Origin of the sequence: Rhizobium sp. AC44/96 (genome assembly GCF_001692185.1) — a bacterium.
GTDB lineage: Bacteria > Pseudomonadota > Alphaproteobacteria > Rhizobiales > Rhizobiaceae > Rhizobium.
The window spans coordinates 319,621-331,806 of the sequence record NZ_LXKO01000014.1 but is presented as its reverse complement, the minus strand read 5'-3'; the positions used below and the strand labels follow the sequence as shown (position 1 = coordinate 331,806).

The 12,186-nt window shown below is 58.3% G+C and carries 13 protein-coding genes and 1 pseudogene; 9 read left to right on the top strand and 5 right to left on the bottom strand.

The annotated features are described in order from the left end of the window. The first annotated feature begins 157 nt into the window (after positions 1 to 157). From A6U87_RS14180 to A6U87_RS14150, 8 genes are all read left to right on the top strand, one after another. Positions 158 to 1,009 carry an oxidoreductase gene (locus A6U87_RS14180; protein WP_065691894.1) on the top strand — a complete coding sequence of 284 codons (852 nt, stop codon included), beginning with the start codon at positions 158 to 160 and terminating at the stop codon, positions 1,007 to 1,009. A 12-nt stretch (positions 1,010 to 1,021) separates the two neighbouring features. Further along, complete coding sequence (locus A6U87_RS14175) at positions 1,022 to 2,056, top strand: AraC family transcriptional regulator (protein ID WP_065691893.1); 1,035 nt, start codon at positions 1,022 to 1,024, stop codon at positions 2,054 to 2,056. A gap of 59 nt (positions 2,057 to 2,115) precedes the next feature. Continuing rightward, positions 2,116 to 2,796 carry a hypothetical protein gene (locus tag A6U87_RS14170; protein ID WP_065691892.1) on the top strand — a complete coding sequence of 227 codons (681 nt, stop codon included), beginning with the start codon at positions 2,116 to 2,118 and terminating at the stop codon, positions 2,794 to 2,796. Positions 2,797 to 3,268: 472 nt separating this feature from the next. After that, positions 3,269 to 3,430: a hypothetical protein gene (locus tag A6U87_RS29920; protein WP_158007272.1), complete on the top strand. Its 162-nt coding sequence runs from the start codon at positions 3,269 to 3,271 to the stop codon at positions 3,428 to 3,430. 140 nt (positions 3,431 to 3,570) lie between these two features. Continuing rightward, entirely contained in the window at positions 3,571 to 4,986 is a 1,416-nt protein-coding gene (locus tag A6U87_RS14165; protein WP_065691891.1) for an APC family permease, read from the top strand. 15 nt (positions 4,987 to 5,001) lie between these two features. Beyond that, complete coding sequence (locus tag A6U87_RS14160; RefSeq protein ID WP_065691890.1) at positions 5,002 to 5,379, top strand: hypothetical protein; 378 nt, start codon at positions 5,002 to 5,004, stop codon at positions 5,377 to 5,379. 8 nt (positions 5,380 to 5,387) lie between these two features. After that, positions 5,388 to 6,308, top strand: coding sequence for a carbon-nitrogen hydrolase family protein (locus A6U87_RS14155; protein WP_065691889.1), 921 nt, complete (start codon positions 5,388 to 5,390; stop codon positions 6,306 to 6,308). 15 nt (positions 6,309 to 6,323) lie between these two features. Next, positions 6,324 to 6,896 (top strand): TetR/AcrR family transcriptional regulator, encoded by a 573-nt coding sequence (locus tag A6U87_RS14150; protein ID WP_065691888.1) that lies wholly within the window; start codon positions 6,324 to 6,326, stop codon positions 6,894 to 6,896. 783 nt (positions 6,897 to 7,679) lie between these two features. Here the strand turns inward: A6U87_RS14150 and A6U87_RS14145 are convergent. Beyond that, the gene (locus A6U87_RS14145) at positions 7,680 to 8,570 is read right to left on the bottom strand and encodes a LysR family transcriptional regulator (protein WP_065691887.1); all 891 of its coding nucleotides are present in this window, start codon (positions 8,568 to 8,570) and stop codon (positions 7,680 to 7,682) included. A 116-nt stretch (positions 8,571 to 8,686) separates the two neighbouring features. On the opposite strand from A6U87_RS14145, the gene A6U87_RS30685 reads away from it, so the two are divergent. Continuing rightward, positions 8,687 to 8,932 (top strand): helix-turn-helix domain-containing protein, encoded by a 246-nt coding sequence (locus A6U87_RS30685; RefSeq protein WP_065691886.1) that lies wholly within the window; start codon positions 8,687 to 8,689, stop codon positions 8,930 to 8,932. Positions 8,933 to 9,391: 459 nt separating this feature from the next. On the opposite strand, the pseudogene A6U87_RS29300 reads toward A6U87_RS30685, so the two are convergent. From A6U87_RS29300 to A6U87_RS14125, 4 genes and pseudogenes are all read right to left on the bottom strand, one after another. Further along, positions 9,392 to 9,837: pseudogene (locus A6U87_RS29300) on the bottom strand (IS30 family transposase); the annotation flags it as partial. A 44-nt stretch (positions 9,838 to 9,881) separates the two neighbouring features. Continuing rightward, positions 9,882 to 10,124 carry a hypothetical protein gene (locus A6U87_RS14135; protein WP_065691885.1) on the bottom strand — a complete coding sequence of 81 codons (243 nt, stop codon included), beginning with the start codon at positions 10,122 to 10,124 and terminating at the stop codon, positions 9,882 to 9,884. Between the two features lie 126 nt (positions 10,125 to 10,250). Continuing rightward, the gene (locus tag A6U87_RS14130) at positions 10,251 to 11,315 is read right to left on the bottom strand and encodes a DUF5666 domain-containing protein (RefSeq protein WP_065691884.1); all 1,065 of its coding nucleotides are present in this window, start codon (positions 11,313 to 11,315) and stop codon (positions 10,251 to 10,253) included. Then, on the bottom strand, positions 11,312 to 12,169 hold the full coding sequence (locus tag A6U87_RS14125) for a DUF6502 family protein (RefSeq protein ID WP_065691883.1): 858 nt from the start codon (positions 12,167 to 12,169) through the stop codon (positions 11,312 to 11,314). Before A6U87_RS14125 ends, A6U87_RS14130 begins: the two co-directional genes overlap by 4 nt. Positions 12,170 to 12,186: the final 17 nt, after the last annotated feature.

Genomic DNA, 12,186 nt, shown 5'->3' with positions numbered 1-12,186 from the left:
ATCGGTCCAACTCGAGCCAATACGTTGGCGCAATGTGCAAGTCCCGTGGCATCTCATGCCAATGTGATGGCGCGCCCCCAACGCTAGTCTGGGCTTCAGAAACACGATGCCCCAAAGGGCAACCTGGACCAATCGCTGGAACAAAGGAACCATTTACATGGCCACAAAAGTCGCACTTGTCACCGGCGCCTCCTCGGGCATCGGGGAAGCCACAGCCCTCAAACTCAAGAGCCTTGGCTATACGGTTTACGCCGCTGCGCGGCGCCTTGACCGCATGCAACACCTGACCAAATCCGGCATCAAACTTCTCGCGATGGACGTGACCGACGACGCTTCCATGCAGGCGGGGATCGACACAATCATTGATGAAGCGAGCCGCATCGACGTGCTCGTCAACAACGCCGGCTACGGCTCCTACGGCGCGGTCGAGGATGTTGCGCTGGACGAAGCGCGCGCGCAGTTCGACGTCAATGTCTTCGGCGCGGTCAGACTGATCCAGCTTGCCCTACCGAGCATGCGGGCGCAGCGCTCGGGCACAATCGTCAACATCACCTCGATGGGCGGCAAGATCCATACGCCGCTCGGGGCCTGGTATCACGGCACCAAGTTTGCGCTTGAGGCGATCAGCGATTGCCTCCGCATGGAATTGCACCCCTTCGGCATCGACGTGGTCGTCATCGAGCCAGGTGGCATCAAAACCGAATGGGCTAGCATTGCGGCAGACAAGTTGCGCCAGACCTCAGGTCAAGGTCCGTATGCGGTACAGGCCAATGCCATGGCGGAATCCTTGGTCGGCGAGGAGAGCCGAAAGCGCCAGTCGCCTCCGCAAGTCATTGCCGATACGATCGCGAAGGCTGTAACTGTATCGAAGCCCAAGACGCGTTATGCCATCGGCTTCGGCGCTAAGCCTATGATCTTCATGCGTCGGATTCTGTCCGATCGCGCTTTCGACGGTATGATGTGGATGGCGACGGGTATATCCAAAGCTTTTAAAGCCCAGCGGGCATAGAAGGAACGGCAAATGGCGCAGATCGATAAATGCAAGATTCCGCTGGCGTTTTGGCGGGTGATCGAGGAGCTCGGCATCCGTCCAACCGCGCTTTTGCGGCAGGCCCGGTTGCCGGCCACACTGCATCTGGGCGGTCAGACCTTCGTCACGACAACACAGTTTTTTGCGTTGATGCAGGCACTCTCGGACCTGTCGGGCGATCCGATGCTTGGCATTCGCATGGTGCAGACCGTCGATACGGCAGTCCATCCGCCGTCGAGCCTCGCGGCATTTTATGCCCGCGACTATCGCGACGGACTGGCGCGCCTCTCGCGATTCAAGTGCCTCTGCACACCGGAGCAATTGCATGTTGCCGAGACCAAAGGTGATTGCGTCATCACCACCGAGTGGCCCTTCGCAACTGGAGCCGAGCCTGCGATTTCCGTCGACATCACATTCGCGACGCTGGTGGAGATGGGCCGGCGCGCGACCCGGGGAGCAATCGTGCCGCGCCGGCTGGAACTAACCCGACCGGATCCGGTGATCGCGGCGTATATGGAATATTTCGGCTGCCCGGTCCGCACCGGTGCCTCGCGTAACCTGCTGGTGCTGGACGCAGGCGATCTCGACAAGCCGTTCCCCGGCCACAATCCCGATATGCTGGAGATGCTGACACCCGCGCTCAACGCCGCGCTCGGCGAACTGGAGGCGCAAAGCTCCGTCGCTGAACAGGTCAAGATCATTTTGAAGCGCAGCATGGCAAGCGGTCAGCCTGGCTTGTCCGACGTAGCGAAGCAAATGGGCATGAGTGAACGTACCCTCCAACGACGCATCACCGAGACAGGCTCGACCTTTCGCGACCTCTTGTCCGACGCCCGCCGAGATTTAGGCCGTCATCTGCTTGCGGACCCGACAACCGACATCGATGAGGTCGCTTGCCTACTCGGCTACCAGGACACAACCTCCTTTTATCGCGCCTTTCGCGAATGGGAGGGCATGCCGCCCAATCGATGGCGCGAGATGAACACAGCCAAGTTTGATGCCATGGTTACAGGCGGGCTGCATTGAACAAAAGTCTCACAATATCAACGGAGCGGCGTCTCCGGACCTACTGAGAGAGACATCGCATGAACCAACGCATCCTTCTTGCCGGTAGTACCGGCCTGGTTGGCGGACTTGTGAAGGCCCGCATCGCGGCGCAATCAGGCACGGAACTCACGAGTCTGGTCCGCCGTGGATCAACGGCACCTGGTCATGCGATCGACTATGAGGAACTCTGTAAAGCGCCAAAGAACATTCTCGAGACCGTCGCGCCCGGTGGCATCGACACGGCGATCTCCTGTCTGGGAACGACCATCCGCACCGCCGGATCTCAACCCGCTATGTTTCGCATTGACCACGACTACGTTCTTGCGGTCGCCCAAGGTGCTCGCGCACTTGGGGCACGCCAGTTTATTCTTGTGAGTTCGGCCGGCGCCGGTGGGCCAGGCTTTTATCTCCAGACAAAGGGAAGGATCGAAGAGGCAGTCAACAACCTCGGCTTTGAGCGCGTTGACCTGATCCGTCCTGGCTTTCTCATTGGTAGTCGTAGCGAACGGCGCGTTTGGGAGACGATCGGCCAGTATATCTTCGCGGCCCTCACGCCAGTCTTGCTTGGTCCGCTGGCTCGCTACGGCGCCATCCCGGCGGACACAGTCGCGGATGCGATCGCGGCGCTTGTTGGGATGGAAGCGCCCGGCCTTTACAGGCACGAAAATTCCGATTTGCGCATCCTCTCTGCTCTGCGTCGAAGGCTTAATCAGCGATAGTAGACGTGCGACTAGGGGTATGTCCGCTTTTCCGCAACGGAAGTCGGTGGCCAAATGACCGTGGTTGAGGGCGCGAAGCGGCAATTACTTCCGCGACGGGGCCGTCAGCGGACTTTCCGCTTCGGGCCGGAAAGATTTGGAAGCCGCTGCTCGCACATGGCGGCTATGAGGAAACTGCCCGCATTCGTTCCATGAACCGAAAGCTAGACGATCAGTACTTCGGTCCTCGCAAGACTGCGGAATTCGAGCGCAAAGACATAGTGGTTCATCATCGCAAGGAACGGATGCTGACCTGTCGCTAATTGCCTCGGACAACGCGATGAAGCGCCATTTTATGGCTCGACCAATTATCTGCTGCTCGCGTTGTCGGTCTTCTTCCCAGTCACGGGGGGAGCCGACAACCCGAATATAGGAACCGTTAAAGCCGGGCACCGCCATATCGGAATGGACCTGCTTCGGTGTTCGCCGTTGTTTGCGCGACTTTACGGCCCCCTACTTCATCCAGGCCGCCAGCCTTTCGGCAAAAGGATCAAGTGTGCTCGGTCGTTCCGATACCGTGAACGTCGGTTCGGTCGTACGCGCGTTGAAATACTTCAAGATCGTATTCCGCGACAGCCGGTTCGCGGGTTGCTGACTGGTCGACTGCTCATCGCACAGCGTCATCCGACGAATGATATTTAACACTCCCCATGCCGGCAGCCGATTGACATGCTTCCTTGTTTTTCGCATAGCTTACCTATCAAATGATAGGTAAGCTCAAAAGGGGAGCAAAGCATGACGACACCGTCTCAGGGCGATACCGGGCAACTGGCAAGTCTGGGTTATGAACAGGAGCTGAAACGAGACATCGGGTTGTTTTCGGTGTTCTCAATCGGAGTTGCCACAGTGGCGCCCGTGGTCGGGCTCTATGCGATCTTCTCGCTCGGCATCCAGTTGACCGGCCCCGCCTGGATACTCATGCTGGTTCTTTCGCTGGTCGGACAGCTCACCGTGGCCTTCGTCTATTCGGAGCTTGCATCGGAGTTTCCGCTGGCGGGCGGACCCTATCACTGGACGGGCCGTCTGGTGGGCCGACGCTACGGCATTTTCACGGGCATTATCTATGCGCTGGCTGTCACGGCGGCATTGGCGACCGTAGCCTATCTGGCCGCTCCATGGGTCAGCCTCTTGCTCACCGGAGCCGAACCTCAGGGCGCAAGCCGCGCGCTTGTCGCGATGTGCCTCTTGGCGGGGGCGCTGGTTGTCAACAGCTGCGGCATTCGGGTGGTAGCCGCGTTGGTCAACATTGGCATTGCGGCCGAGGTTATCGGCTCTCTCGGTATCGGCATCGTTCTGATCATATTCTTTCAGAACCAGCCCGTAACAATACTGCTGGATACGTTGGGCACCGCCCCCACCTTCGCGACATTCCTCACAGCGCTGGCGGTCTGCGGCTGGGCATTCGTCGGTTTCGATGCAAGCGCATCCGTGGCAGAAGAAACGTCCGGCGCGCGCAGCAACATCCCGAAGGCCATCATCGGCGCGACGGCTGCCGTCGGTGCATTGGTTGTTCTCGTCGCTGCAGCGATCACGCTTGCAAGCTCCGATCTTTCGAAAGTGGTTTCGGGTGAGGTTTTCGATCCCGTCACGGCAGTCGTCACGGAAAGCCTTGGAGCTTGGTCAGAGCGTCCATTCTATGCAATCGTCGTTACGACGTTCCTTGCATGCATTGTTTCTATGCAGGCTTACACCGGGCGTATCGTCTTTGGTCTGGCGCGCGATGGAGTGCTTCCGAAAGCGCGCCTTTCCGAGGTCAGCAAGTCGACCAAGGTCCCTTTTGCAGCGATGACGCTCGTTACCATCGTCTCATGTATCGCCCTGCTTCTCGGACTGAACGACAAGGCAATCGGCACCATGATTTCGTTTGGGACGACGGGGCTCTATGCCACATTTCTGCTCGTCGTCGCGGCAGCGCTTTACGCACGAACCACCGGCAAATGGACACCAAACGGCGCATTTCGCACCGGCGCACTTGGCTACGCCGTCAATTTCGTGGCTTTCGTCTGGCTCACATTCGAGACGATCAACATTGCCTGGCCGCGCGCAGAACTCGCACCGCCCGGAGCATCGGAACTCATTATTTGGGCGCCGTTGAGCATCTTCGTCCTTGTCTCGATTGCTGCCCTGGTCGGCGTTTCCCGTAAATCGTAATCGGAAGGCTACAAGATGAAATTTCTAACCCAAGCCGGACTCGTGCTGCTGTCGATCGGCGGCCTCTCCGGGATGCTGCTCTACGTGGCACTCGACAAACCAAAGGGATGGCTGGCCATCAAGCAGACCTCTCGCCTCCGGCAAGGTCACGTCGATGCCTTGATCATCGGCACGATCCTCCTGGCCCTGGGGGCTCTGGCCCCACTCCCAATGTCAATCAGTTGGGTGCTTGTCATCAGTGGCTTTTACACCTCGCTGGCGACCGGCGCCCTCGCTTGGTGGCCCGATTGGGCCACTAAGTCGCGGCTCGGTTGGTGGATCGATTTCGGCTCCCTCTCCAGCTTTGCTCTCGCCATGACGGCCGCCATGATTTCGTCTTTTGCAACTGCGTGAGAACGACAATGACAAAAATTCACATTGTACAGGATACACCTCCGCTGCTTGATCTGGCAGCCGGTATCGCCATAGCCGAGGACGCCATCCGTGTTGCCGCAGAAGATGGCGCAGATCTGATCGTCTTCCCGGAAACATGGCTGGGCGGCTACCCTGCATGGGTCTTCGGCATGGCGGGATGGGACAGCGCGGAAGCGCGCAGATGGTTCGGCAAACTGGTGGACGCCAGCTTGGCTCTCGACAGCCCGCAGGCCTCTTCGCTCTGCCAAGCGGCGCGAAATGCGAACCTGACCGTCGTCATGGGCATCAATGAGCGCGCGCGCTCAACCTCTGCCATTCTTTTCAACAGTCTCCTCACGATCGGACCGGATGGCAGCATTCTCAACGTACACCGGAAACTTCTTCCCACTCACACGGAAAGGATCGTCTGGGCGCCAGGCGACGGAGCCGGCCTCGTGGCCCCTCAAACACCGGCAGGACGCATCGGCGGTCTCGTTTGCTGGGAACACTGGCATCCGCTTGCGCGGCAGGCCCTGCATGGTCAGGATGAGCAAATTCATGTCGCGGCATGGCCTGATATGCCGCCGGCGCATCAAATAGCCTGCCGGTCCTATGCATTCGAAGGTCGATGCTTTGTTGTCAGCGCCGGAACGTACTTGCCGGTCGAGCGCGTTCCACAAGATCTTCGGGAGGCATTCGTCATCGGGCTTGGTGGCCAGGACGGCCTACAGGGAGGCTCGGGCGTCGTGGGACCGGACGGCGAATATCTGATCGGTCCGGTCTTTGGCGGCGAAACAGTGATCGCAACCATTGATCTTGCCCAAACGATTGGCTTTAAACACGATCTCGATGTTGTTGGTCATTATGATCGTCGTGACGTCTTCCAGTTCAGGGTAAACAGAGCAAGGGAGATCGGCGCAGGTTTTTAAGGCAGGAGATTTCGCGTGGAAGCAGCCGATACCCGACAGGAAATCCTGATCCAGGCATCCAGGCTGTTCAAGCGGCTCGGCTATCGCGCTACGACGACCAGAGAGATTGCGAAGGCTGTGAACATCAAACAGCCTTCGCTTTTCTATCATTTCCCCAACAAGAAGGCGATTGTCGAAGAAATCTTCGCCCTTAGCCTCAACGAGGCGGCTGTCCGGATCGAAGAAGCCTGTCGGCAGGAAGGCCCGGCTTCCGAGAGGCTTCACCAATATCTTGTCTGGGATCTCTCCACCTTGCATCGCATGCCGATGGCAATGTCGGCCATCTACACCGGCGACGCGTTGAAATCACCGGAATTGGCAGATCTCGCCAACAGACTAAAGTCGTTCTATCGCTCGCTGGAAGACCTGATCGCTCAGGGCATACGTAGCGGCGAGTTCGTTGCTATCGACCCCTCCCTCGGGCGCCTCATGGTTGCCAGTATCACGATTGCTCATCTGGAATACGCTGAAGAATCAGAAATAAAAGATTCAGACAAGCTGGCTCGGGAGGGCGCGGATTTCGTTTTGAGAGCCTTTAGCAAAAGCTGAGCGGAGACAGCTCTAAAATATGTGACGCAATTGGGGGCCATTGCTGAACGCAGATAAGCTCCTGGCCTATGGAGGCAAGCTTCGACCCGTCAGTCTCTCGTCCGGCGGAGCACATCAAATGCTTAACGATTTATTGTCCGAGGTCGGTGAAGTTTCTCACTCGGGACCGCTAATCGATGGTCCGCATCCATGTTGGCCGATGTAAAATCTGGCGGTCGCAAAACCATTCCCACCACGACATTCGACCCACGCACGCGCGGCTGCTTTGCGGAAAATTTCCGGGCTGCGTGAATGGCCGGAATAAACGCGCAAAGCGGTCGTTACGCACGAGCCGCATACGGCTCAAGAAAATCCCATCTGGGCGTCTTCGCCGTGAGGGGATTAGAACCTGCGGCACCAAGCTCCCCTGCTGCGCGCTGGCAGGATCGAAGATGCCGTAGGAGCAGCACGGTCAATCGGCAGACGTGGGGATCATCTACGAATCGCGCTTGAATAGTGAAACCAATATCGTCCTGTTCGATCGCGCGCTTAAAAAGCTAAGGGTAACGGCGGCCAGACCACTGCTGGATTTTCGAAATGAAGTGGCGCAAATCTTGGATGACTTCGCGATAGCGATCATCTGACCGACTGTGGGCTTCGACGTTGTGGTGTCTTGATCTCATTGCGCTCGACTCCTGCCGCACAAATTTGCTTAAATGCTACAAGCAAGTGGACGTACATCAAAGGTCGCCGACGCGGAAACTCGAGCGTGAAATGACTATCAGGTTTGACCTTACCCCTTGCTCACCGAGCAGCCCGCACCATGGACTTGGCAATCTCAACGATGTCATCGCGCGATGCGGTCGGGTCTTCCCGGTTCCAGGCAATGCCGAGCCCAATCCTGAAATCGATCCCCCTCACCTTCTTCAGGACGAAGGTGCGGTTGGGAATGTCCTTCGTCCATTCCGGCGCAAAACCGATACCGAGACCGGCGGAGACGAGTGACACAAGCGAATAGGTGTCATCGCAGCTATAGGCGATGTTCTTCGTCAGATCGTATTCCTCGAACTTCTCATTGAAATAGCGCTCGGTGAAGGAGAGGTTCTGCCGGTTGAAGGCAATGATCTTCTGGTCGCGCAGATCCTCGATCGAGATCTCGTCGCGCAGAGCCAGTGGACTGCTTTCGGCGATCGCCAGTAGGTACTTCTCATGGGCAACCGAGAAGAAGCGCAATGATCCGATGTTCTCGACAGGGCGGATGAAGCCAAGATTGATCTGCCCTGTCTCCAGACCACGGATGATATCGCTGGTATTGCCCGAAGCGATATGAATGCGGACATCTGGAAACTTGTGGGCGATCTTGCCCAGGAACACCGGCAGCATGCCCATCGTGGCGGGATAGACGGTTCCGATCTTGATCTGACGAATGCGGCTGCCGCCGGCGGCCCGTGTCAGCTCGGCGGTCAGATCCATCTCGCTTAAGATCCGGACGGCTCGATCATAGAAGGTGGCCCCTGCCCTCGTCAGCTCGACCCGGCGTGTGGAGCGGATGAACAGTGGGCAACCCAGTTCCTTCTCCAGCGCCATGACATGATTGCTCAAGGCCGGCTGGGCGATGCACATCTTCGCCGCCGCACGACCGAAGTGCAGCTCCTCGGCGACAGCTTTGAATAGTGAAAGTTGGCGAAGCTCCATCCAATTCTTCTCCCGTCATCGCGCGTCGCGCGAAAGACAGGACAATACCCCGTTTTGGGGTATTCGAAAATCGGTTTTATCAGAAGTGCTGGTGAAATTTCAACTGGCGATATTTTTTGTCTTCGTTCGATCGTAGCTTTTACAAACGACTGATTGAACTCTTCGTTGAGGCGCGGCGAGCAGCGAACGTTACCCAGACGGAGCTTGGAAGGCAGGTAGGGCAACGTCAAACAGTCATTTCGAAAATTGAGACCGGGGAGCGACGACTCGACCCCGCAGAGTTTATCATGCTCACCAAAGCAATCGGCGCGGACCCGTACGAAATTCTGCGTCGGGCCGAAGCCGAATCAAGCGGCTCATAGATCGCCGTAGTCGGCCATGGCGTTCAAGCGCAGGCAACAAGACGGGTATCAGCGGCTTCAGCCGCTTAGAACACAGGCGTTCTGATACTTCCCACAATAAAACGAGCGCGTCTCGAACATCGCTGCCATAACGGAGGCTCGTATTCTTGTGCCCGCGTGAAGGCTGCTTGCGCCGAGCTAGCACTCGGATCGCATGCTTGCGATGATGGCCAGTTACCGCAACAAATTCGTCGAGAATCCTCTGCTTATCCGCACGACTGCTAGATCGATATCGCTCGATGATTGCCTCAACAAGTTCCGTCCGTGTCGCCATGCTGATCCGCCGTGCCATCCGCCCCCCGAGCCGGGACAGCAAATCTGCAGTGCCCCGTTGGGAGCATCAACCCTATCGGTAACATTTTGCTTGAGGCAATGCGGGGGTCAGTTCCTCACTTCGCCTGACAATGCGCGATTAGACAACCAGCTACGTGCGCCGATCCCTTCTTCCAAAGCCCTGAATCCGGCAAACTCGGTACCACGATCAAACGTGACTCTTTGACGCGCGAAGGCCGGCAAGGGAGAGAAAGCTCTGATGATCTTGTCCATGATCGGGCGAGAATGCCGGCTTGGATTCTTGATGAGGACGGTGTAGCGCCTCTTGCGCTCCACCAGGGACGTGACATTGGCGTGGCCAAGGGGACGCTCAAAGATGAGGAGGTCGCCCTCCCAATGCCCGAACCGCGACCTATCTCCAATAAAATCAGGGCGTTGAGATATTTGTGCGAGGCTGGAAACGCACCGTCGCGCGGCTTCCTGGAGCGTAGTGGACGACGTTTACGACGCGCTTCCGGCAGATATTGATAGAGGCCAAGCCCGTAATCTTCCTTGCTGTAAATTAAGCGATAGATGGTCTCTTTGCAGACGCGAACGGGGCGGATCCGCGGCAAGGCCATAGGGAACCAGTCTGAGCTTATACTTGCGACAGGGTCTCGTATAAACGAGCCTGAAGGCTCAAAAGCTCCATCAGGAAATCGACATCCTCCTGCCTGAGGCGGCTGCCTTTCCGCACCTGCCATAGCTCCGAAACCTTCATCGCGACGCTGTCAGCTCGCCGGAAGATATCCAGAATCTCATCGTGATTCTCCCACGTGATGATCGGGTCGACGGCATCAAGGCCATCTATGGGGCAGTCACAGGGGTAAGCTACTTGCATGAGCTCGCCTTCTGGCAGGGCAGTGACATTCGATCGCGAATCATCGTCCTGCTTGAAGCAGCACGTGGATACGATAAATGGGAAAAATACCCATTTGTCAATCTGGCGCCAAATTGAGCCCCGGCGTTATCGAGGGGGCGGCCCCGGTGGTGGTGGGCGGCCCGGAGGCGCTCTCCGGGGTCCGCCGGGAGGCGGCATATCAGGCATATTTTGTCCGCCCCACGCGCCCGGGTCTGGACGATCGAAGCCGCCGGGGGGTCCGCCAGGTCCACTTCTATTGAAGCGCGGCCGATCATCCGGTCGACCAAAGCCACCTGGACCCGGATCAAGGTGGCCCCCAGCCACCGGGACGTTGAGAAGTGCACGTCCGCCTCTGCCGAACGGCTGCAGCCTGTTGTCGTTCAAACGAAAACCAAGGCCGGTCCGCATGGTGGACCCGTTTCTCTCGACGAATGTCTCGATATTGACCGTTCCGTGCGTCATCCCAGGAACGATATCATCCGCCTTCACCTTGCCGGGGCGCCAGGTGCCACCCGACTTGAGGAAGGTCACAACCACGCGCCTGCCCACAAGTCCGGCCGTTGGGCGACCAATTCCAAAGCCTGAGATCGCGAGATCCCCATCCTGTCGTGTGGCAATGCCGCGAAGAATTGGGGCTATGGACGCCGGGCGACCTTCTATGCGGCTTGCGACGATTGTACCGTCCGGCTTTCGGATGCCGTAAACCGCAACCATCTGCCCACGCCTGAAGCGCGGCCGATCCGCCAGCGTCGTGATATCGACTGATTGGGAAAGAATATAGATCCGGGTGTTTTTGATCTCACTGATCGGACCGATCACTTCGCTGGTGACGTGAATCGACTGCGCCTGCGTGCCGTTGAGCAAGACCCGGACCACATGCCCCAGCCGCATCTTGTCGGCACTCGAGGGCCGGCCGTCGATATAGACAGGAACGTCGGTCGCGTAGGGCACACGCACGCCGTTGACGATGATGCTGCCGAAGCCGGTGATCGTTCCAACAATACCGGTGCCGCCGATACCCTGATCGTCGCCGCCGCGCAAATATGCGCCTGTCCCCCCGATGCCGTGGTCATGCGGCTTCGGCTTTTCTGCGGCTTTTGCTGCAAAAGCGAATGGCAGGAAAGCGATTGCCTGCATGAAACCGCGGCGCGATGTGTCCAGCCGTTTCATTCGTCGGCCTCCGCCGTCCCCAATCTCGACGTTGGCTGGTCGTCTTCGGCCTGGAGCATGTACACGCCTGCGATCCAACGGTGGTTCCCGCCCGCGTCCGTTTCCAGAGCATGGTTCGCCATGCGATTGAGCCGCAGCAACATAGACATGGCTTCCTCTCTGCCGGCCGCCTCCAGCCGCTTGGCGAGAGCGTCGGAAATGTTGTTGTAGTGAACCGCGCGCTCAAAGAACGGCGGCACCTCGGCAAGCATGTTCTCAACTGCCGCCGCCGCGTGGTCATGCAGGTTGCGGGTGAAATAGTGCTGACGGGTTTGCGTGTCCGCGCTTGATACGAGCGAATCGACGCGTAGTTGCACATGGTCGTTTTCGTCGAGCACCGCGAGGCCACGGTCGAGCCATTCGTCGAGAACGGCCCGCGCATGGAGGTCTTTGGTCACTTCCCCCACCAGGTTTTCAAATGAGAACTCGCCGTTGGACGAAACCCGCGGCAGTGCTTTCGGCACCCCGGTTTCATCGCAGCAACGCGGGTCGGCCAACCATCGCGCAACAATGCGGCTGGTGCGAGACGCCGGCGTCGGCAAGGAATCGACCGACAAACTGCTCTCACGCAGACGGCTCACATCCTTGCGATGAATGCCGGTGAGCAGGGATATGCGGCTGTCGGTCTGCTGTTTGTCGGGAAGCGCGAAGTCTTTCTCGGCCACATCGATGAACAGCCTTCGCATGAGTGCGGAAAACGCGACATAGTTCAGGCCGCTTGCAAGACAGAGCCGCACCAGCGGCCTGAGGACTCGGAACACCGCGCGCTGCAGGGCATCTTCTGAAAATGGAGGCTTCGGCCGCTGCCTTACCATCGTTCCTCCCGCGCTTG